The organism is Prevotellamassilia timonensis, from assembly GCF_021531665.1.
GTDB lineage: Bacteria > Bacteroidota > Bacteroidia > Bacteroidales > Bacteroidaceae > Alloprevotella.
The window spans coordinates 1-22,061 of the sequence record NZ_JADYUH010000004.1; the positions used below are offsets into that span (position 1 = coordinate 1).

A 22,061-nucleotide genomic window follows, 5' to 3' on the forward strand; every position below is an offset into this window, starting at 1 on the left:
GTGTAGGGTTTGAAGGAAATGCATGTACCCTTGAAAAACGTATAGGTTTGAAAGGTGAAAACGCGCGCCTCGCGCGCGGAGCCTATTTCATATTTTTTCCTGCGTTCCTTTTTGAGAGCATTCTGGCACAGTTTTTGCTGTAAGCCGCCATCAAGTCGGCGCGCGGGAGTGACGAAGCGCCTTGCCGGACTGCCTTCACTTCATCCCAAGACCACACTTCTTGCGATAATAATTAAATTTTCAAGCACAAAGCGCAACAAACATAAATTAGACTCAAATAATTTCCTATCTTTGCTGCGCAGAATGATGCACTTTCTCAACGAGCCCATCCAACAACCATGACCTTTGCCTTCATCAACGCCATGCACAAAGAGCACGAACAACTCGTGCAACTGCTTTCCAACACCAAAGAAAAGGAACTCGGACCGTTCCGAGTGGTGGAGGGAAAATATGGGGCGTGTGACGTGGTTCTGATGGAAAGCGGCATCGGAAAGGTGAACGCAGCCATCGGAGCGGCAGAGCTGCTCCACAACTACCGACTGAACGCCATCATCAACACCGGCGTCGCCGGCGGCATTGACCCGACGGTCGGTGTGATGGACGTGGTGGTCGGAAAGTCTGTGGCTTATCATGACGTGGACTGTGGTCCCGAAAACAAACCCGGACAAGTGCAGGGTTTGCCGCTCTTCTTTCCCGCTAGTCTTCGCCTCCTCCAAATTGCCACGGAACTGTCCGCACCGGAAACGAAGATTCACAGCGGACTCATCTGCAGCGGCGACCAGTTCATCACCGACCCCGCAACACTGCAAACCATCAAACAACGTTTCCCCGAGGCTTTGGCAGTTGACATGGAAAGCGGGGCTCTGGCACAGGTCTGCCACCTCTACCACATCCCCTTCCTGAGTTTCCGCATCATCAGCGACACACCGGGCGTGGAGAACCACTTTGACCAATATCTCAACTTCTGGGACACCATGGCGGACCGCTCCTTCAGCGTGACAAAAGCACTTCTGGAAGCCGTCTCCAAATTCTGACCTCTCCACGATGGCACCCGCCCAAACAGTTCTAAGACCCTCAAACACCATTCATCAACCCTTGGAAAAGATTGCAAGTTTCACCATCGATCATCTCCGCCTGAACCGCGGTATCTATGTCTCCCGCAAAGACAAAGTGGGCGAAGAGACCATCACGACCTTTGACATCCGAATGAAACTCCCCAACCGCGAGCCGGTGCTGGGACAAGGCGCAATTCACACCATCGAACACCTCGCCGCCACCTATCTCCGCAACCGCCCCGACTGGAAAGACCGCATCGTCTATTGGGGTCCCATGGGTTGTCTGACGGGAAACTATCTGCTCATGCGCGGCGACCTCTCTCCGCGAGACATTCTCCCACTGCTCTGCGACACCTTCGCCTTCATCGCTGATTTTGAAGGAGAAATCCCGGGAGCCACCGCAAAAGACTGCGGCACATGGCTGCTGCACGACCTGCCCATGGCGCGCCTCGAAAGCCGAAAATTCCTTGAAGAAACCCTGCTGAAGGCAACGGAAGAAAACCTGAACTATCCGGAGTGAACCAGTAAGGCTACATATATAAGTATTGTCTAACTCATAGAAATCTCATATAATCTAAAAATCCAAACTATGAAAAAACTTTTCCTCTACGCTTCTGCCCTCGCCTTGACAATGGCATTGCCGGGCACCGTCATGGCGCAAGGGCTAACGATGACGAACGAGGTTCTTCCGAATCCGGAAAACGAACCGCGCCCCGTCTTCCCCGTTCCCACCGCACGACAGATTGCTTGGAACCAAACCGAGTTCTACGGTTTCTTCCACTACGGCATGAACACCTACACCGGTCTGGAATGGGGCAACGGCAACGAAGCTGAAACTCGCTTCGCACCCACCGCAGCACCGAACCCTCGTCAATGGCTCGAAGCCATCAAAGCCGCAGGAATGCGCGGCGGCATCGCAGTCGTGAAACACCATGACGGCTTCTGCCTCTGGCCCACCGCCACCACCACACACAACGTCACAAACTCAGGCAACGAGTTCGGACGCAACACCAACATCCCCCGAGACTTCGCTGCCGCTGCCAAAGACCTCGGCATGAAATATGGCTTCTACATCTCTCCCTGGGACCGCAACTCTGCCTACTGGGGCACAAAAGGAGCCGACGGTTTCTACACTTCGGACTATGCCGAGAAGGTTTTCCTCCCGCAGTGTGCCGAAATTGCGAAATATGGCAACGACCAGTTTGAAATGTGGTTCGACGGTGCCACCGGCGCCAGCGGCTACTACGGCGGCGCCAATGAAAACCGCACCATCGACAACGCCACACGCTACTATGACATCCCCAACCTCCGCGACTCCATCCACAACGCTTGCCCGCACATCATCATGTGGGGCGTAGGCGGCGAAGCACGCTGGATTGGCAACGAAGCCGGCTGGGCAGGCGAAACCTGCTGGTCCTACGGCAACGGCACCTCCGGCGATGAAAACGCTTGGCAATGGTTCCCCGGCGAGAGCGACGCAAAAGCCACCACTGCCGGATGGTTCTGGCACGAGGGAGAAAGCGTGAAATCCGCCGAGACGCTCTTCAAAATGTATCTCGAAACAGTCGGACGCAACGCCACTCTCATCCTCAACTTCCCGCCCGACAAGAGCGGAAGTCTCCCGCAGGCTGACGTGGACGAACTGAAGAAACTCGGCGACATGCTCCGCGCACGCCTCGGCACAGACTTCGCACGCCTCGAAGGCACCACCATCACTGCCAACGTCACTCGCAGCAACGGTGCCACACGAACCTACAACGCCTCCAACATGATTGACGGAGATTCCACCACCTACTGGGCGGCTCCCGACGAAAACAACACAGCCTCCTTCACCATCACCCTGCCCGAAGTGAAAACCATTCACTATGTCGCTCTGCAAGAGTACATCCACCTCGGACAACGAATCAAAGGCTTCGAAATCGAAATCAGCACCGACGGAACCACTTGGACCAAGAAGGGCACAAACACCATGACCACCGTGGGCTACAAGCGCATCATCCCGCTCAACGGAAGTACCTCAAACTACGGTGACGGCTTCTCTGCAAAATACGTCAGAATCAACATCACCGACAGCAAGGCTTGCCCCACACTGCACACCGTTTCTGTTTTCTAACCTCTAACACGTCAATCTCATGAAACTACATACTCTTCTCGGTCTCGCCGCACTGGCGCTCCCGCTCACAGCCAACGCGCAAGCCACCGTCAGCATTGACTTCGAGACCGCCGACTCCTACAAGTCCATCGGAGTCTATGACACCTGGGAAAACTCTCCCTTCCAAACCGGAGCACTCACCGGCAACGTCGCCGTCGTGGACAACCCCTACAAGGTCTCCGACGACCTCCTCGGCGACATCAACAGTTCCGACAAAGTGCTCGGCTTCCAGCGCTCACGCTATGGCAGCAACACCTTCGGCGCACGCATCGAACTCAACACTCCCCTCGATCTCACTCCGAAGACGGTCTATGCACACGTCAAACTCTACCGTCCCAAAACAGGACGCGTCATGCTCATCGGACTCGGCAAACGCGTGGATCGTCCCAGCCAGCCGGAAACAGTCGTGCAGTTCAACCAAATCTCCACAAATGCCATTGGCACAGACAAATGGTATGACGCCGTCTTCCCCATCAGCGCTGCAAAAGGCGTGCAAATTCACAGCTTCGTCGTCGTCACCGACTGCGAATCCACCCACAACCTCAACGCAGACTATGTCGCCTACATCGACGACATCGAAGTCAGCAACTCTTCCCTGCCCCGCGTGCAGTATGAAGACTATCCCTATAACTACAACGAAAGTTCAACCATCACACACGAAACCCGCTCCACCTCTGCCGTCAAACTCACCGATTCCAAAGGCGTGGTGCAGCAGGTGACCACCAACCAGGCAAGCAGCCGCAGACTCTATTTCGCCAAATTAGCTGACCAACTCCAAGCCATGGCAGGCGAAGTGGTGACACCGGGTCTCACCAGCTCTTTCTCCAACTGGATGCACACCTATGTCTATCTCGACCGCAACCAGGACGGACGCTTCAACATGGGTATCAACGAAAACGGAACGCCCACGGACGAGAGCGACATCATGGCATATTCCTACTACAACGGAAAGAACAGCAAGGGACAGAACGCCGGAGAATCCAACTCCCTGACGCCTCCCTCCTTCACCGTCCCCGCCGACCTCGCACCGGGCTTCTATCGCATCCGCTACAAAGTCGATTGGGATGACCTCGACGCCGGCGGCAGCGTGGTGGAAGGCAACACGATTCTCAAGAACGGCGGTATCATCGTGGACACTCGCTTGAACGTTCACGGCAGCAAAGTCACCGTCACTCGCGGACAAAACGCGGAAGGAACCAACGGTGAAATCCTCGATGCAAACGGCGTGGCACTCGACAACACGCAAGCCGACTTCGGCAAACCCTTCACCATCAAGGCAAAACCGGGCGACGGATTCTTCCTCAAACAAATCACCATCCGCCACGGCTATCTGGACAAAGATTCACTCGTTCACTCCACCCCGCAGTATGAAGACGTCGTGGTGCCCGCCATCCAGTTCAACGATGACCTCACCTACACCATTCCCGCCAAATGGATGGACGGCGACGTGCGCATCACTCCGGTCTTCGTGGACCGTGACCCCTCCGACGAAGCACACGGCTATGCCCTCAACTTCGCCGAAGACCTCAAAATCACACGAAACGACAGAAACCTCAACAGCTTCACCGTCACCGGTGCACAAAGCGGCGAGAAAGTTTTCACCCTCACCGGTACAAACTACGTGTTTCGCAACCTCACGGACCAAACCAAAGGCGTCATCGCCGGTGAAAACATCAACATCGCGGTGAACTACACCGGACGTGCCATGCACACCTACTTCTACATCGACCGCAACCACGACGGCGTCTTTGACTGCCTCCTCGGCGACAATGGCATTCCCACCGCAGCAAGCGAACTCATGGCATACTCCTGCTACAACAACAAGAACAGCCTCGGAGAAGCCATCAGCGCTCCGGGAAATGTGCCCGTGAATGCAGTGCCTCAGTTCACACTCCCCGCAGACATGCAGCCCGGTGTCTATCGCGCACGCTTCAAAATTGACTGGAACAACATCGACCCCGCCGGACAGTGGTCAGAGAACGGCAGCAACAAGATTAATGAAAATGCAGGCTACGTCGTGGACTTCATGCTCAACGTCTATGACGGCGAGGGCAAACTCGAAGTGCTCACTTCCAACGGTTCCGTGGTCGGCAACGGCGTGGCAGGTCTTCCCAAGACCGTCCCCTTCGGACAGGCTCTGACCGTACGCCCCATTGCTGCTGCTGACGGCTATGCCGCCGAACAGGTCATCATTCGCCACGGCCACAACCTTGACGGCAAGCAATACTACAACGGCAACCGCCAATGGAGTGAATATGCCGTAGCAGCCGATGCCTCCATCACCATCCCCGCCGACAGCATTGACGGCGACATCCGCATCTCCGCAGACTTTGAACCTTCCAACCCCGACTATCAGCTCGTGTGGTTCGATGAATTCGACGGCGAAGACGGCACACAGCCCGACGCCGCCAAATGGCGTCGCGACAGTCGCGCCAACCCCACTTGGAAACGATTCATCGCACAGAGTGAAGACGGAAAAGCTGCCACCGGCTACATCCAAGACGGCAAGTTCGTCGCACGCTGCATCGCCACTCCCGCCGCCATGGCAGAAGCGGAAGGAAATGTCGCCATGATTTCCGGTGCCATCAACTCCTCCAACCTCTTCAGCTGGACCTACGGCAAGGTGGAAGGACGTCTCCTCACCCTGCCCCACACCGGCAACTTCCCCGCTTTCTGGATGATGCCGCAGGACAACTCAAAGGGCTGGCCCTACGCCGGAGAGATTGACATCTGGGAACAAATCGACGCACAAAACACCTCCTTCCACACCATCCACTCCGGTTGGGCGAACGGTGCCGGCGACGGAGGATTGGGCAACTCCAACAACCCGACCAAGGGCGGCACTAAATCCGGTGTCACCAATGGCTACTACCACACCTTCGGACTCGAATGGGAGGAAGACCTCCTCTCATGGTATGTGGATGGCGAGAAAGTCTTCTCCTACGCCAAACTGAAGAACAACGCCGACGCACTCTCCAAAGGTCAGTGGCCCTTCGACGCTCCCTTCTACATCATCCTCAATCAGAGTGTGGGCAACGGAAGTTGGGCTGCCAACGCCGACACCAACTTCGCCTACGAAACCCTCTTTGACTGGGTACGTGTCTATCAGAAAGAAGGACAAATCCACCAAACGGGCATTGGCACTGTCAGCAAGAAACTTCGCCTTGACTTCTTCGCCGCCCCCGGCAGACTCACCATCGTGGTGCCCGACGCCACTCAGGTGCAACTCCACGACGCTACCGGTCGCCTCGTACTCAACCAACGTCTCCAAGGCAACAAAACGGTTCACCTTCCCGCCGGAGTCTATGTCCTCAACGGTCAGAAGGTTCTCGTGCCGTGATGCACGCCTCCGCTCCTGAGGTCTGCGGTCTCAAAGAGTTCAACACCGCGCCCCTCTCCTGAGCGAACCCACCACACCCGCGGGACTGTGTCTTGAAAACGACGCAGTCCCGCGCTGCGTGAAAAGGATTCGTTTCTTCTCGCTCAGCTTCCGCTGATTGGTTTTGAAGAAATATGCCGCAAGTTTTTGCGCCGCTCGGAAATACGTTTGCTACGTGAATACGTTTTGACTGCACGCCACTACTCACTCCTCACTCCTCACTATTTATATATATGCTGACTTTCGGAATGCCTGCCACTCTGCTGGTTTACTTTTTCATTCTCCTTCTCATCTCCCGCCACACCTCCCGCCGTGGGGGCACCGGAAACGACGCGTTTTTCAATGCGAAGCGGAGTTCGCCATGGTGGCTCGTGGCGTTCGGTATGATTGGCGCCAGCATCAGCGGCGTGACGTTCATCAGCGTGCCGGGATGGGCGGGCGCAACAGGAATGACCTATCTGCAGATGTGCTTGGGATTTATTCCGGGCTATGCAATTGTGGCTTTCCTTCTGCTGCCACTCTACTATCGCCTCAAACTGACGAGCATCTACTCCTGGCTCGGGATGCGTTTCGACCGCACGACACACCACACGGGCAGCACGTTCTTCATCGTGAGCAAAATCCTCGGCGCTGCGGCACGCCTCTACATCATCTGTGTCGTACTGGAAATGTTTGTCGTGACACCGCTGCTTCACCTTGAGGGCGTCGCGGCATTCGCCCTGACTGCCGGCACGGTGCTGGCACTCATCTGGCTCTACACCCGCCGAAGCGGCATCATGACCATCGTTCGCACCGATGCCCTGCAAACGCTCTGCCTTCTGCTGGCTGCGGTGGGCATTCTGTTCGCTGCCATGGAGCAGCTCCGCCTTGACTTCCCGGGATTGATGAATCTCGTGAAAGAAAGTGACATGGGAAGAGTGTGGGAATGGGATGCTTCAAGCCGACAAGCTTTCTGGCGACAGTTCATCAGCGGCGCGTTCATCGTCGTGGTCATGACGGGACTGGACCAGGACATGATGCAAAAGAACCTCACCTGCCGCACGCTGAAAGACGCACAGAAGAACATGATGGGCTACGGGCTCTGCTTCCTTCCGGTCAACGCACTGTTCCTCATTTTGGGCATCGTGCTCTACACGCTCTGTGCACAACAGGGCATTGCCGCCTCCGGCGACCGTCTCCTGCCGACACTCGTGCAGAGCGGCTGCCTGGGAGAATGGGTGGTCATTCCCTTCACGATTGGCATCGTGGCTGCCGCTTTCTCCAGCGCGGACTCAGCACTGACGGCGCTGACCACCACCATCTGCATCGACCTGCTCCACACCGACCAAGTTCCGGACGCTGAAGCGGAGCGAAAAAGACGACGCATTCACTTGGCACTGATTCCGGTCTTCATGGTCTGCCTCATCGCCCTACGGCTGGCGGGCGGCGACAACATTTTGAACACCATCTACGTGATGGCGTCCTACACCTACGGTCCCTTGCTCGGACTCTTCGCGTTCGGGTTGTTCACCCGCAGAAAATGTGGAGGGAGAAAAGTGTGGCTGGCGTGTCTCGCCGCACCTGCCATCTGCGGCGCACTGGACTTTCTTGCGCCGCGTCTGTGGAACTACACTTTCGGCTATGAATTACTCTTGCTCAACGGCACACTGACCTTTGCCGGACTCTGGCTGCCGGGCTGCTCCGGAGTCGATTTGCCCAAGAAGAAATCCTGACGCTGTGGCACCGCCGGTGCGTTGCCGTGGTCAATGCGGTCCAAAAGTCGGGCGACATCATCGATGATGCGTTGATAGAGCGGTGCGGAAACATAGTTCGTGTGTCTCCGAAGCATTTCTTCGACGGTAGAAACAGCGTGCTGATAGGCGGCGAGTTCGTTCTGCATTTGCACCTGATGATTGGCGAGACGTCTGATTTCTCGCTCCCGCTCCCTGTGGAGCACCTCGCAAACACTGTTCAGAAGCGGTACCACGACACCGTCGAATAGGTCGTGGCCACGCATGAAAAGATAGGTCGTTTCGGGGGTGACGCCCAACGTTTGAAGTTCTTCGCGCAACGGCTTGTAAGTTTTCTTTGCCGCAGGAAAGGTCTTCTGCAAACGCGCCATTTTTGCATTGACCAAATGGCGGAGAGAATCCAGCGTGCGCTCGGGATGCCGAAGATCCACCTGCTCAAGCCGCACGAAGTGATAGAAGTCAAGCATGGAGAAATTCTTGTATTCTCCAAAACGATAGCACCAAACGTTCCAGATGAAAAGAGGGTAAATGACGGAGGAATATTGGGCAAGAAAAGTCTCAAAGTCAAAAATGCTGCGGTCGTTGAGCGTCGTCATCACGCAGACATTATGGAGCGCCGGGGCGTAGCATTGAAAGTTCTCGATGGCGTAGGCGTAGGTGTGAAAGATATAAGGGTTCTTGCACACCGCTTCCGACAAAGGCGTGACGCCTTGCAGCAAATAGTCATAGTCCGCATCGACACAGGCAATCATGCAACTGCCCAAACGCGCCCCGAGCGAATTGGATAGCGCAATCTTCTTCCCCTTTGACAACGTGGTGCGCGAAGGGAGCATCACCTCAAAATAGCGCGACGGTGTCTCCAACGTGCGCAACAGGGTGCTCCAGAAAAAAATGTCCTCATAACTTTCCACATACGCCACCACACGCTGACGCCCGTTCTTTCCGCTGAGACGATTCATCGCCTCAACATAACGGGAATCTGCATTTCGAACCAGTTGTTTCATATCTGTGGTGCTAAAGAAACGGATTCATTTTCAACTTATTGGGCAAAAGGAAAGTAAAAACTTTACGCCTTCCCCCTACCCTGCTATTCACAGCCGGCGTCGCTTCCCCTCTTCTTTACACCGTAATCTCGCTCACCTCCGTCACGGCATCTTCCCAACCGTCCATGATGAGAGCCGGAGAGTGGGTCGTCAGCACGAGTTGCGCATTGGGATTCAGTTCGCGAATAAGAGTGATGAGTTTCTGCTGCCACTCGAAATGAAGGCTCGCCTCGGGTTCATCCATGAAGATGATGTAGGGTTGCAGATCTTCTGTCAAGACGGTGAGCAGGATGAGCAACATTTGTTTTTCGCCGCTGGAGAGGAGGTAGGGCGAGAGCGGTTCGCCATATTGAATGAAGGAAAGTTCGTTGCTCTGTCGGTCAATCTTCTTGCCGGTTTCGGCGAAGAGAGAATCCACCATGTCCAAGAAACGATTTTTGAGATTAGCCGCCTCCGTGGCTTTCTCCTTCCCTTCGGGGTCGCCGCTGGTGAGCAAAGCAATCATGCGGTTACCAATATTGACCTGATAGTCCAAATATCTCCGCTGCACCAAATAGAGTTGCCAGTCCAGCTCCGTCACGATGCGTGCGTCGCCACTCACCCCTTCTGAGCCGGTCACCACCATCTTGCGGTCAAAACTCCGCAACACGTCATAGCGAATGCCGGTGGCGTCACACGGGCTGAACTCCACCTTCACACCGAAATGCGTGACGGCGGAAAGTTCGCCGGTGGTGGGCAGCGAACGCAGGTGGTGAATGAGTTTGTTGAGAATGGTGGATTTGCCTTCCCCGTTTCGTCCGCTCAGGACGTTCACGTCGGGACGTAAGTTCCAAACAATGTGCTTGTGTCCGCTCCACAAACTTGAAATCTCGATGCGGTTGATTCGTTCTGCTAACTTCATCATGGTCGTTTATCCGCAAGGGTATGGTTGCTATTTGAGACTAGAAAGCAGGTGCTCGCTTATAGAACACGCCTAAAGTCTTGTTCAAAAGAGACATGGCGAAGGTAGCAATAAAACCAAAGATACTCACCGCCTGCAGCAAAATATTTTGTGGCTGCCGCTAAAAGTATGAAGATTGAACCGCAGATAACCGTCAAAACAAAGTCAGAGACTGCCGGAAAGTTTCACTGGAAAAGCGAGTGAACCGAGGCGTAGAGAAGCCGTTCGTGGGCAAAATCAGCAAGTTTATCAATAAAATCACACAAAGATGATGGTCATGTTAAACCTTTGTCGGACATTTGCATCAAAATAGATGAAAAAACGGGAAAACGATGCCGAACTCGCCGGCAACACCGTCAAAGACTTTGGCAACTACACGCAACCCTCCGCCTTCCCGAATATCTATTTACTCCTTTTATATTAAATGTACATGAGCACTTCACTCTTCCGCTTGCAACGTTTCGCACTCATTCTGCTTCTTCTGTGCGGAAACTTCTCCCTCATGCAAGCGCAGCGCTTTCTCATCACCGGCACAGCCCAAGAAGAGAAGACAAACGCAGCAGTCGAATTTGCCAGTGTGGCACTCCTCCGTCCGGACAGCACGGGAATCAGTGCCGTCACCACCGACGAAAACGGAAAATTCACCATCAAAGCTCGCGAGGCTGGAAAATATCTCGTGAAACTTTCCTTCGTGGGCTTCACTCCGGTCGTCAAAGCGGTGGAACTGACTGCTGAAAATGACTCCGTCGGTCTCGGCACCATTGTCATGAAAAGTTCTGACAACATTCTGAAGGGTGCCACCGTTTCTGCCGTTGCAGCCAAAGTGGAGCAGAAAGACGACACGACGATGTTCAACGCCTCTGCCTACAGAGTGCCGGAAGGTTCCACCCTTGAATCACTCGTCAAACAACTGCCGGGTGTGGAGGTGGACGACGACGGAACCATCAAGTGGAACGGAAAAACCGTCACCGAGTTCCTCATCAACGGCAAAGACTTCTTCAAAGGCGACACGCAGACTGCCATGAAGAACCTGCCGACGGATTTGGTGAATAAGATTAAGGCGTATGACAAGAAGAGTGACTACGCCGAACAGACCGGCATCGACGACGGCGAAGAGACCACAGTGCTCGACATCACAACAAAGCGCGAGCTGAATGAGTCATGGATTACGAACGTGGATTTGGCTTATGGTAACAAAGACCGCTACTCCGGTCGTATCTTTGCCACCCGCTTCACGGATCGCACCCGCGTCACCGTCTTCGGCGCTGCCAACAACACAAACGACCAGGGTTTCGGAGGTCCGAGAGGCTTCGGACGTGGACAAGGCGGACTGACCGCTACCAAGAACGCAGGACTTGATTTCTCTTGGGAAAGCAAAAAAACAAAAAAGGAAAACGGACACATCGAAGTGGGCGGAAACGTGCGCTACAATCACTCGGACAACGACCTCATTTCCACTTCCAACTCGGAAACCTTCCTGACCTCGGGCAGCACCAGCTCGTTCTCCAACAGCCGCAATTTTAGCTCCAGCGCGAGAACCAACGTGTACTCAGCATTCCGTCTGCAATGGAATCCCGACACGATGACGACCATCACGTTCCGTCCCTCCTATACCTACTCCAAGAGCCGCAACAACGGCAACAACAGTTCTGCGACGTTCAGCGATGACCCCTACACGAAAACCACGGGCGACCCGCTTGAAGAAATCTTCAGAGAAAATGTCATTCAGAACAATCCCGAACTCTACGCACTCCTCGTGAACACCAACGAGCGTCAGTCACTCGGCGAAAGCGAAAATCACAGCCTCAGCGGAACACTCAACATCGTGCGCAAACTGAACTCCAAAGGTCGTAACGTCTCTTTGAGAGCACGCGCCGGCTGGGGCAAGAGCGAATCTGAATCGTTTTCCATTTCCAGCATCAATTTCAACGAATCAACGGGCAAACCTTCCTCCTTCCTGAATCAATATAGTAACACGCCGGGCAAGAACTGGAACCTTAGCACCCGCCTGGGATATGTTGAACCCCTCGGAAAGAACTGGTACGGGGAACTGCGCTATCAGTACAGCTACAAATACACAGACTCAAACCGCTCGCGCTACAATCTCAACGAACTTGCCTCCGACGCTTTCCGCCAGGAACATGCAGACCTCTTCGCTGAAGACCCCGAACTGGAAGAAGAACTCGCCGGCTTTGGCTCCACCAACAGCTATCCCATCGGAACGCTGCCCACACGAAACGACTTGCTGAATTATGTTCGCGACCTGAACAACTCTCAGTATGCTACCTATAAATACTTTGAGCACACAGCCACGGCAGGCGTGCGCTACAATTCCGAGAAAATCCGCTTCAACGCCGGCGTGGATTTCAATCCTGAGAAGACAAAGATGCGCTACAACCGCCCCGGTCAGCACATTGACACGCTCATCACTCGCGACGTCTTCATGGTTTCACCGCAAGTGCGCTTCCGCTATAAATTCTCAAAGACAGCGAACCTTGACATCAACTATCGCGGCTCCGCTTCTCAGCCTTCCATGACTGACCTCCTCGCCGTGGTCGATGACTCCGACCCGCTGAACATCTCCATGGGTAACCCGGGGCTGAAACCTTCTTGGAACAACAACCTCTTTGTGCGCTACAACGGCTACAACCCCACTCGCCAACGCACCATCATGGCAGGCATGCACGCAACACAGACCATCAACTCCGTGTCTAACAACATGGTCTATGACCCCGCAACCGGTGTGCGCTACGTTCGCCCCGAGAACATCAACGGCAACTGGAACGCCCGAGCCATGTTCATGTTCAACTCTGCACTCGGCGCCAAGAAACTGTTCAACATCAACAACTTCCTGGCATTCAGATATGACAACTCCGTGGGCTACATTTCCACGAAGACCGCTTCCGCAACGCCCACACCCACCCCCGTGAACATGATTCTGAAAGAAGCAGCCGTGAGCGGGCCTGAAAACGAAGAAGGTTCCTACAACTACTACAACCGACTCTTCAACGCTGCCAGCGCAGCCTCTGAAAAGAACACCACTCGCACACTCGGCTTCGACGAGAACTTGAACCTGACCTATCGCGCCACTTGGTTCGACGTCAGTCTGCTCGGTCGCCTCAACTACCAACACGCCCGCGCCACCATCCAGGAAAACGCCAACATGGACACGTGGAACTTTGCCTACGGCGCTTCGACCAACGTGAACCTGCCCTGGGGCATGAGCATCTCAACCGACATCCGCATGACGTCACGTCGCGGCTACTCCGACCAGTCCATGAACACCAACGAACTGGTTTGGAACGCCCAGATTGCTCAGTCTTTCCTCAAGAAAAAGGCTGCCACCATCAGCATTCAGTTCTATGACATTCTCCACCGTCAGAGCAACGTGAGCAGAACGCTGACCGCCACGCAGAGAACCGATACTTGGAGCAACGCCATCAACTCCTACTTCATGGTGCACTTCATCTACAAACTCAACATCTTCAACGGCTCCGCCGGCAACAAATCCGGCGAGAAAGAAGGAGTACGAATGGGACCTCCCAACATGCAGGGTCCCGGTGGAATGCCGGCAAGACCTATGGGACCGCCGATGGGCGGAGGCATGGGAGGCGGCAGATACTTCTGAGAAACCATGCACTCAAGAATGAATCACACACTCATTTTATAAATAGAAATCTTTCTACTGACAAAAAAGACACATTGTTCTCTCTCTATACATCTGTTTGGAAGGTCTTCGCAGGGATGCGCGGACCTTCCGCTTTTTATGGAATAAGCCCAAAACATGGCTCCATCCGAAAACATTAGGCACACTTGAATGACTGTGCCTACTCCCGCAGAGAGAAGAACAAAGCGGCAAGAGAGAAAAACAAAGCAGGGAAAGAGAGAAAAACAAAGCGGCAAGAGAGAAAAACGGAGCGGCAAAAAGCAAAAAGAAGAAAATATTTGTACTTTTGCCGCGGTTTCAAGACATCTCCCCCTCGGAGAAGCCAAATTGAACGCTCAGAACGCACTCAAAAAAGATTCGGTTCGATGCGCACCTACTGGAGTTACAACAAATCTTTGAGAACACTCGAAACCTGGCAGCCAGATTGCTGGGTGCAAGTCACATGTCCCACTCCGGAGGACGAAAAGTTCCTGCTGGAAGAGCTCAAAGTGCCGGACTACTTCCTTGACGACATCCGAGACAAAGACGAACGCTCCCGCTACGAATACGACGAGGGGTGGTCGCTCATCATCCTTCGCATCCCCTATGTTAAAGAAGTCGCCAGCCGTACGCCCCACACCACCATCCCGATGGGCATCATTCTCAACAAAGGGGTTTGCATCACAGTCTGCAACTACGAGACGAACATGATGATTGACTTCGTCTCCTATCAGCAAAAGCGAAACCAAGGATTCACCGACTCCGTGGACCTCGTCTTCCGACTCTTCCTTTCCTCTGCAGTGTGGTATCTGAAACGCCTGAAACAAATCAACGTCTTGATTGAAGAGGCAAAAAGGAACCTCGACCGACAAATCGACAACGAAGACCTCATCGGACTCTCACGTCTGCAAGACAGCCTGACCTATTTCATCACCTCCATCCGCGGCAACGAAACCCTGCTTTCCAAACTGAAGTTCAAACTGCCCGTCGATGAACTGGACGCCGACCTCATCGAAGACGTCACGATTGAGATGAACCAGGCAAGAGAGACCACCAACATCTACGCCAACATCCTTGACTCCACAATGGAAACCTACGCCAGCATCATCAACAACAACATGGCGGGTGTCATGAAACAAATGACGAGCGTTTCCATCATCCTCATGTTCCCCACACTCATCGCGAGCATCTTCGGAATGAATCTCATCAACGGCATGGAATCCTCTTGGTGGGGCTTCCCCGTGGTGATTGTGCTCTCCGTCATAGTCACCGGACTCTTCTATGGCGTCTTCCGATGGAAAACCTGGATTTGACAGCGCTTTTTCAAGAAAGAAGACCCCAAAACACGACTCAAATCAGCAAAAACATACGGAATGACTAAGTTTTCGCCCCGAAAACTTGGTCATTTTTCTTAAAAGCACTTCATTTGCGTGATTTAAAGTGCGTCATCTCTCCCCAAAAGAGGGATTCTATAAATTAGCTGGAGTGGAGTTTTCTTAAAGATGCACCTTTGTCACTAAAGGAAGGAGCATAGCGAACTATGTGACTGACGAGACTGACAAAAGGGCGCGCGAAGAAACTAACCAAAACATAAACTTTCTTTTGAGCGCTCCTTATTCCATAATTTATAGGTCCCAAAAAACTCTTCGGGAGAGAAAATGACATAGACCCTCATCCAAAAACCTGTTATGGACGAAATCAAGAACCTCGCCGGAGCGGCAGACGCAACAGCCTCTGCCCCCGAAGCTGCGCCTGCCCCCGCAGAAGCAGAAGAAAAGTTGGAAAATGCCGTTGCTGCCGAAGCACCCGAAACCAGCGCACCCGAACCGGAAGTAAAAGAAACTTCCGCTGAAGAAGTGCCCGAAAAAGAGGCAGCACCGGCTGAAGAAGTGAAATGCGAAGCCGCCACACCCGAAACTGCTGAAGAAGCAGCACCGGCTGAAGACGCTCCCGCCACTCTCGAAGCGGAAGGCGCCGAAGAAGCTGAAGAAATGGGAGAAGGTGCCGATGCCTCCGCCCCGCTTCCTGCCAACAAACAAGAAGTCATCGAAAGACTGAAAAACATTGTCTATGATAAAGAAAACGTGGAGCGCCAAGAGTTGGAACGCTTGAAAATGCTCTACTATCGCTACCACAACGCCGAAGTGCTCGCCGCTCGCGAAGCATTCCTCGAAGGCGGAGGCGAAGCCGAAGCTTTCATGCCGCCCGCAGACCCCACCGAAGAGGACTTCAAGGCGCAATATGCGCTCATCCGAGAAATGCGAAACCAAGCCGCACGCGAACTGGAAGCTGAAAAACAAAAGAATCTGGAACGCAAACAGCAAATCATTGAGCGTCTGAAAGAACTCGCCGCTTCACCCGAAGCAGCCGACAAAGGCTTTGAAGAGTTCAGCAACCTCCGAAACGAATGGAAAGAAATCAAAGTCGTGCCGGCTGAAAACGCCACCGAACTTTGGAAGAACTATCAACTCTACGTCGAACAGTTCTACGACCAGCTCCACCTCAACCACGAGATGAGAGCCTATGATTTCAAAAAGAACCTTGAAATCAAAACCCACCTCTGCGAAGCCGCCGAGAAACTCGCTGACACGGAGGACGTCATCTCTGCCTTCCACCAACTCCAAAAACTTCATCAGGAGTTCCGTGAGACAGGTCCCGTTTCCAAAGAACTGAGAGAAGAAATCTGGAAACGCTTCAAAGAAGCTTCCACCGTGGTGAACAAACGTCACCAAGAACACTTTGAAAACCTGAAAGCACGCGAAGAAGAAAACCTGCGTCTCAAGACCGCACTCTGCGAAAAGGCTGAAGCCATTGACTTGGAAGCCTACAGCAATCACGCCGCTTGGGAACAGGGAACACGCGAAGTCATGGACTTGCAGAGCGAATGGAAAACCATCGGCTTCACTCCTCGAAAAGTGAACGCGGAGATTTTCGAACGCTTCCGCACTGCCTGCGACCGCTTCTTCCAAGCAAAAACTGCCTGGTTCAAAGCAAACCGAGAGAAACTCGCCGCCAACCTCGCTGCCAAAACCGCACTCATCGAAAAAGCGGAAGCACTGAAGGAGAGCACAGACTGGGGTGCCACCACCGCAAAGTTTGTGGAACTCCAGAAGGAATGGAAAACCATCGGTCCCGTGGCTCACAAAGTCTCCGACAACATCTGGAAACGTTTCAACGAGGCTTGTAACTTCTTCTTCGAGAAAAAGAACGAAGCCACTGCCGGACAACGCAAGGAAGAAGAAGCCAACCTTGAACTGAAAAAAGCCGTCATCTCCGAACTCGCACAAATCGCAGAAGAACCCGTCGAAAACCAACTGCAAGCCGTGCGCGACTTACAAGCACGCTGGAGTGAAATCGGTCACGTCCCCTACAACAAGAAGGAGAAAATGTACCGCCGCTATCGCGAACTCTGCGACAAAATCTACGATGCGCTCCACGAGACTGCCGGACGACGCCGCATGGATTCCTTCCGCAAGAAGGCTGCCGAGAAAGAAGGCTCTGAACTTGCACGCGAACTCACACGTCTGCAAAACGCACTCGAGGCTAAGAAGCAGGAAGTCAAGAACTACGAGACCAACCTCACCTTCTTCCGCTCCTCTTCCAAAAAAGGAAACTCCATCGTGGCTGACATTGAAAAGAAGATTGAGCGACTGAAACAGGAAGCCGCTGAAATCATTGAAAAGATGAAAGCAGTCAAAGAGGCTGCCGCCGGACAAGAATGAAAAAGCGTTGAGTTTACACATTAATATATATATCGTTTCAACACAAAACACAGTATTAGAAAAATGAAAGCACTTCTCATGATACTTGACGGCTGGGGAATCGGCAATCATTCCCACAGCGATGTCATCTTTGAGACTCCCACTCCGTTCATGGACAAGCTTGAAGCCGAATATCCCAACTCTCAACTCCTCGCCTGCGGCGAAAACGTCGGACTCCCCGACGGTCAGATGGGAAACTCGGAAGTCGGTCACCTCAACATCGGTGCCGGACGCATCGTCTATCAAGACCTCGTCAAAATCAACCGCGCCTGCGCCGACGGCTCCATCCTCACGAACCCCGAAATCGTCGCTGCCTACACCTACGCCAAACAAAACGGCAAAAAACTCCACCTCATGGGACTCACCTCCACCGGCGGCGTACACTCTTCCTTGGACCATCTCTTCAAACTCGTGGAGATTGCAAAGGAATATGGCATTGCTGACAACACCTTCGTACACTGTTTCATGGACGGCCGCGACACCGACCCGAAAAGCGGAAAAGGATTCATCGCTGACCTCCAAAAAGTCTGTGACGAGAACGGCGCACACATCGCCTCCATCATTGGACGATTCTACGCCATGGACCGCGACAAACGATGGAACAGAGTCAAGATTGCCTACGATCAACTCGTCCACGGAAAGGGAAAGGAAGTCGCTGACATGGTGGAAGGCGTGCAAGGATGCTATGACTCTGACAGCGAGGACCACAAAAACACCGACGAATTCATGGAGCCGCTCGTCAATGCCAACGTGGACGGACGCATCGGCGAAGGAGACGCCGTCATTTTCTTCAACTATCGAAATGACCGTGCCAAAGAGCTCACCGTGGTGCTCACCCAGCAAGACATGCCGGAAGAAGGCATGACCACCATCCCGGGGCTGCACTACTGCTGCATGACGCCCTACGATGCTTCCTTCACCGGAGTACACATCCTCTTCCCGAAAGAAAACGTGGACAACACGCTCGGCGAGTATCTCTCCTCAAAAGGTCTCAAACAACTCCACACTGCTGAGACGGAGAAATACGCCCACGTCACCTTCTTCTTCAACGGAGGACGCGAAGCACCCTACGAAGGCGAAGACCGAATCCTCGTGGCATCACCCAAGGTCGCTACCTACGATCTCCAGCCCGAAATGTCCGCCTTTGAAGTGAAAGACAAACTCGTTGCAGCCATCAAAGAGGACAAATATGACTTCATCGTCGTGAACTTTGCCAACGGCGACATGGTCGGTCACACCGGAGTCTATGAAGCCATTGAGAAGGCGGTCGCAGCAGTGGACAAGTGTGTCGAAGAAGTCGTCACCGCAGCCAACGCCACAGGCTATGAGACCATCATCATCGCCGACCACGGCAACGCCGACAATGCGGTGAACCCCGACGGAACGCCGAACACCGCCCACTCACTCAACCCCGTGCCCTTCATCTATGTCACCGCGAACAAAAACGCCAAGGTGAAGGACGGCGTCCTCGCCGACGTGGCACCCTCCATTCTCCACATCATGGGACTGCCGCAGCCGAAGGAGATGACGGGCAACAACCTCATCACCGACTGAAAAAACAAGGCGCTGTGTCATAATGCACATTTTGGATACACCGCCTTGAAGGTGCGTCAGAATGGCTAAGATGCAAGGCGCTGAGAATGAGGGCGCAGGGAGTGTACTGAAATACATGACCAAGCCCGAATCCGATAGCAACGAAGCAGATTGGCTATTATGATACACCGCCACAAGATTTTTGGGAAAGGCTTCGGAAATCCAAACCCCTAAGACTTCTTCCCTTCCCCACCCTTCATGAAAACCCGCTCGTACCGTTTTGGTGCGAGCGGTTTCTTTTGGATTTCGTCGCAATCCGGTATATGAGTCTTTTGAAGTTCATTGCTGTTCGGTATATGTCTTTTGAAGTTCATTGCTGTTCGGTAAAGTTTTGTTTGTCTCAGCCAAACTTCCACCGGACAGCAATCGTTGTTTGAGGACACACCTTGACACTGCACTATACGTAAATTAAAGGGGGCCAAACTTCACAACTCCAACCACAAAGACACGCGTGTTCAGCGCGCCCACCCCTAATTTTCAACAAATTATATTTGGCAAACTTTGATTTAAACAGATGACTCTTGAATCTCTCAACCATCTGACTCCCAAGGTTCTAAAAAGCAACAATAAAATACAATAAAAACATAATATAATATATTGATAATCAGTAAATAAATACTCAGAAAATCTTAACCCGATTTAACGAAAAAATTTTGTTTTTGAGAGGCAACGGGAAGTACCTTTGCACCGTGATTAGTCGACGAATCATCATATTTAATTTTAATAAAAAACAATATGATTATTCCAGAAAAAGATAAGACCAATGTGATTTTCTCAAGTCTGTTCATTTCACATTATCCAGAGTTGTACAAACAACTTAGCGATATTATGTGGAATTACCACAAGGGCTATGGTGCTGTATGCCACACAAAAGACTATTGGGTAAGAGATTTCATGCCTGTACAGGTGGATGAAGATGTGTTCGTTAAGTTCATTTTTTACCCTGACTACCTTCAAGACAAGAAGAAATATATAACAGACGTGGACAAGGTAATTAAACATTGTCCTTTCGCGCAAGAATACAAGATAGTAAACCTACCTATAATACTTGATGGTGGCAACTTGGTGTTCTGTATAAGATATGACTGTCTGGATGAAACGGCATTCGTCGTTATGACCGAAAAGGTGTTAGCTGAGAATCCACGACTCTGTAAAAAGCAGATAGAAAAGCTTTTCAAAGACGCATTTCTGGAACCCAATCTGATTATTGTATGGCTCCCTTGGGACATGGAAGACACTTTCGGACATACAGATGGTATCGTTAGATACGTTGGCTACAATACGTTGGGACGACCCAAAGTCTTGGTTAACCTTGAATTGTATGACGAGGAAATTGCAGAACAGATGTACGATGCTCTCAGTGAACATTTTGATGTTATCGAACTGGAGATTAGTGAATATGACGATTTGAGCTGGGCTTATATCAACTGCCTACAGACGCAAGACTTTATCATCATTCCTGGCATAGGCAATACCATCACGGACGCAGAAGCCTTGAAGCAATACAAGGAGTTATTCCCTGAATACAATGGTCATATCTATCAGGTGCAGATGCGTGAGTTCATTAAGGAACATGGAGGTGCATTGAATTGTCTGACATGGACGATCAGGGAGAACTACCAGAAGAATCTTTGCAAGGGTGCACAAATACCATTAGCTGGTCTTGAAGACAATAAGGATTGTCCTCATTATCAGTAAGAGAAAGATGACATACTCAGAGAAAACTTTTAGGAAAAATAAAAACATATTACAGCAATGAAAGAATTAATGAAAAGACTCATTGAAGTCCACAAATTATTGAATGAATCTGAACTTGATGCCTTGTTCCCAAATTTGGCAAAGTTCTTTATGGGTAACTATTGCATCAAAAGTAAGGGCAACAAGTATTTCATAAACGAGATTGAGTTTTACTTCTATGGTGCTAATTATGATGATCTTAGAATAAACAAAAAATCGATCATTACCTACCCAAGAAATGCTAATGCTGGTTGTTGGTACATACATGATTATGGCGTTGACTTGACTTTTGAAAGTAATGAGAAACAGAAATTTGGTGGTGGCATTCTCATAAGAACAGTTGAAGACAATTATGGCAATGTCTTTGACGGTCCTGTGAAATGCGTCAATGAAATATGGGAAGAAGCTGTTTGCGCATTTACGGAAACTGCCCCAAACCCTGTAGTTATTCCAGAGAAACGAATAATAGAACTTGACGAACCTACACTTCGCATAGCTGTTGGTAAAGATGACTCTCACAAAAAACTTTGGCGTTTCACAGTAAAAGGAAAGAAAGTAAGCAAGTGAAATCATCTGTTCTCATAGGACTTAGCAGGCATCGAATCGGCGTGGATGACGAAGGTGTGACAACACTTGTGGCATTCCACGGATGCCCTTTACGATGTCAGTATTGCCTGAATCCTAAGGCTCTATCTCCAAATGGGGTATGGAAGAGATATACTCCCGAAGAACTGTACAATCATGTGAAGCAGGATGATCTCTATTTCCGTGCAACTGGAGGCGGAGTGACATTCGGTGGTGGTGAGCCATTGATTTCATGCAAAAAGTCTGAGCTGCGTTACCTGATGGAATCCATTAACCAACGGAAGCAGGAAGGGAAACCTGTTGTTGTAGATGGAATGATGAGTGAAGCGGAACTGCCTCAAGCATTTGACATCGAACCAAAATTGGGATAAAACGGGCGGAGCAGACTTAAAAGATGTAACAACCACGGCGCGTAAACGGCGGGGCAACAGACGAGAACA

The 22,061-nt window shown here is 52.0% G+C and carries 15 protein-coding genes; 13 read left to right on the forward strand and 2 right to left on the reverse strand.

What is annotated here, in order from left to right:
- Nucleotides 1-338: 338 nt before the first annotated feature.
- The 5 genes from I6E40_RS01795 (at nucleotide 339) to I6E40_RS01815 (ending at nucleotide 8,298) form a co-directional block, all read left to right on the forward strand.
- Nucleotides 339-1,034: a 5'-methylthioadenosine/adenosylhomocysteine nucleosidase gene (locus I6E40_RS01795; RefSeq protein WP_235385143.1), complete on the forward strand. Its 696-nt coding sequence runs from the start codon at nucleotides 339-341 to the stop codon at nucleotides 1,032-1,034.
- A gap of 61 nt (nucleotides 1,035-1,095) precedes the next feature.
- A complete protein-coding gene (locus tag I6E40_RS01800; RefSeq protein WP_235385144.1) occupies nucleotides 1,096-1,575 on the forward strand; it encodes an S-ribosylhomocysteine lyase in 480 nt (159 codons plus the stop codon).
- Nucleotides 1,576-1,644: 69 nt separating this feature from the next.
- The gene (locus I6E40_RS01805; RefSeq protein ID WP_235385145.1) at nucleotides 1,645-3,168 is read left to right on the forward strand and encodes an alpha-L-fucosidase; all 1,524 of its coding nucleotides are present in this window, start codon (nucleotides 1,645-1,647) and stop codon (nucleotides 3,166-3,168) included.
- Nucleotides 3,169-3,187: 19 nt separating this feature from the next.
- Entirely contained in the window at nucleotides 3,188-6,547 is a 3,360-nt protein-coding gene (locus tag I6E40_RS01810) for a glycoside hydrolase family 16 protein (protein WP_235385146.1), read from the forward strand.
- A gap of 272 nt (nucleotides 6,548-6,819) precedes the next feature.
- Nucleotides 6,820-8,298: a sodium:solute symporter gene (locus tag I6E40_RS01815; protein WP_235385147.1), complete on the forward strand. Its 1,479-nt coding sequence runs from the start codon at nucleotides 6,820-6,822 to the stop codon at nucleotides 8,296-8,298.
- Here I6E40_RS01815 and I6E40_RS01820 read toward each other — a convergent pair.
- Entirely contained in the window at nucleotides 8,205-9,320 is a 1,116-nt protein-coding gene (locus I6E40_RS01820; protein ID WP_235385148.1) for a DUF4435 domain-containing protein, read from the reverse strand. The two genes, I6E40_RS01815 and I6E40_RS01820, sit on opposite strands and share 94 nt — an antisense overlap.
- A gap of 115 nt (nucleotides 9,321-9,435) precedes the next feature.
- Nucleotides 9,436-10,263 (reverse strand): AAA family ATPase, encoded by an 828-nt coding sequence (locus I6E40_RS01825; protein ID WP_235385149.1) that lies wholly within the window; start codon nucleotides 10,261-10,263, stop codon nucleotides 9,436-9,438.
- A 466-nt stretch (nucleotides 10,264-10,729) separates the two neighbouring features.
- Here I6E40_RS01825 and I6E40_RS01830 point away from each other — a divergent pair, with 466 nt between their 5' ends.
- The 8 genes from I6E40_RS01830 to I6E40_RS01865 all read left to right on the forward strand — a co-directional run bounded on the left by I6E40_RS01830 (nucleotide 10,730) and on the right by I6E40_RS01865 (nucleotide 21,992).
- On the forward strand, nucleotides 10,730-13,927 hold the full coding sequence (locus tag I6E40_RS01830) for an outer membrane beta-barrel protein (protein ID WP_235385150.1): 3,198 nt from the start codon (nucleotides 10,730-10,732) through the stop codon (nucleotides 13,925-13,927).
- A 189-nt stretch (nucleotides 13,928-14,116) separates the two neighbouring features.
- A complete protein-coding gene (locus I6E40_RS01835; RefSeq protein ID WP_235385151.1) occupies nucleotides 14,117-14,365 on the forward strand; it encodes a hypothetical protein in 249 nt (82 codons plus the stop codon).
- Nucleotides 14,332-15,258: a magnesium transporter CorA family protein gene (locus I6E40_RS01840; RefSeq protein WP_235385152.1), complete on the forward strand. Its 927-nt coding sequence runs from the start codon at nucleotides 14,332-14,334 to the stop codon at nucleotides 15,256-15,258. The genes I6E40_RS01835 and I6E40_RS01840 overlap by 34 nt, the downstream gene beginning before the upstream one ends.
- A 375-nt stretch (nucleotides 15,259-15,633) precedes the next feature.
- Nucleotides 15,634-17,667 (forward strand): DUF349 domain-containing protein, encoded by a 2,034-nt coding sequence (locus I6E40_RS01845; RefSeq protein ID WP_235385153.1) that lies wholly within the window; start codon nucleotides 15,634-15,636, stop codon nucleotides 17,665-17,667.
- A 63-nt stretch (nucleotides 17,668-17,730) separates the two neighbouring features.
- Entirely contained in the window at nucleotides 17,731-19,260 is a 1,530-nt protein-coding gene (gene gpmI, locus I6E40_RS01850; RefSeq protein ID WP_235385154.1) for a 2,3-bisphosphoglycerate-independent phosphoglycerate mutase, read from the forward strand.
- Between the two features lie 774 nt (nucleotides 19,261-20,034).
- Nucleotides 20,035-20,997, forward strand: coding sequence for an agmatine deiminase family protein (locus tag I6E40_RS01855; RefSeq protein WP_235385155.1), 963 nt, complete (start codon nucleotides 20,035-20,037; stop codon nucleotides 20,995-20,997).
- 57 nt (nucleotides 20,998-21,054) lie between these two features.
- Nucleotides 21,055-21,603, forward strand: a complete 549-nt coding sequence (locus I6E40_RS01860) for a hypothetical protein (protein ID WP_235385156.1) — start codon at nucleotides 21,055-21,057, stop codon at nucleotides 21,601-21,603.
- Nucleotides 21,600-21,992: a 4Fe-4S cluster-binding domain-containing protein gene (locus I6E40_RS01865; RefSeq protein ID WP_235385157.1), complete on the forward strand. Its 393-nt coding sequence runs from the start codon at nucleotides 21,600-21,602 to the stop codon at nucleotides 21,990-21,992. Before I6E40_RS01860 ends, I6E40_RS01865 begins: the two co-directional genes overlap by 4 nt.
- The last annotated feature ends 69 nt before the right edge of the window (nucleotides 21,993-22,061 follow it).

Bases quoted from the DNA above. Each gene is read 5' to 3' on its own strand.
- I6E40_RS01855 (WP_235385155.1), top strand. From the start codon at position 20,035: ATGATTATTCCAGAAAAAGATAAGACCAATGTGATTTTCTCAAGTCTG.
- I6E40_RS01830 (WP_235385150.1), top strand. From the start codon at position 10,730: ATGAGCACTTCACTCTTCCGCTTGCAACGTTTCGCACTCATTCTGCTT.
- I6E40_RS01840 (WP_235385152.1), top strand. From the start codon at position 14,332: ATGCGCACCTACTGGAGTTACAACAAATCTTTGAGAACACTCGAAACC.
- I6E40_RS01825 (WP_235385149.1), bottom strand. From the start codon at position 10,263: ATGATGAAGTTAGCAGAACGAATCAACCGCATCGAGATTTCAAGTTTG.
- gpmI (WP_235385154.1), top strand. From the start codon at position 17,731: ATGAAAGCACTTCTCATGATACTTGACGGCTGGGGAATCGGCAATCAT.
- I6E40_RS01810 (WP_235385146.1), top strand. From the start codon at position 3,188: ATGAAACTACATACTCTTCTCGGTCTCGCCGCACTGGCGCTCCCGCTC.
- I6E40_RS01820 (WP_235385148.1), bottom strand. From the start codon at position 9,320: ATGAAACAACTGGTTCGAAATGCAGATTCCCGTTATGTTGAGGCGATG.
- I6E40_RS01845 (WP_235385153.1), top strand. From the start codon at position 15,634: ATGGACGAAATCAAGAACCTCGCCGGAGCGGCAGACGCAACAGCCTCT.
- I6E40_RS01815 (WP_235385147.1), top strand. From the start codon at position 6,820: ATGCTGACTTTCGGAATGCCTGCCACTCTGCTGGTTTACTTTTTCATT.
- I6E40_RS01805 (WP_235385145.1), top strand. From the start codon at position 1,645: ATGAAAAAACTTTTCCTCTACGCTTCTGCCCTCGCCTTGACAATGGCA.
- I6E40_RS01795 (WP_235385143.1), top strand. From the start codon at position 339: ATGACCTTTGCCTTCATCAACGCCATGCACAAAGAGCACGAACAACTC.
- I6E40_RS01860 (WP_235385156.1), top strand. From the start codon at position 21,055: ATGAAAGAATTAATGAAAAGACTCATTGAAGTCCACAAATTATTGAAT.
- I6E40_RS01835 (WP_235385151.1), top strand. From the start codon at position 14,117: ATGACTGTGCCTACTCCCGCAGAGAGAAGAACAAAGCGGCAAGAGAGA.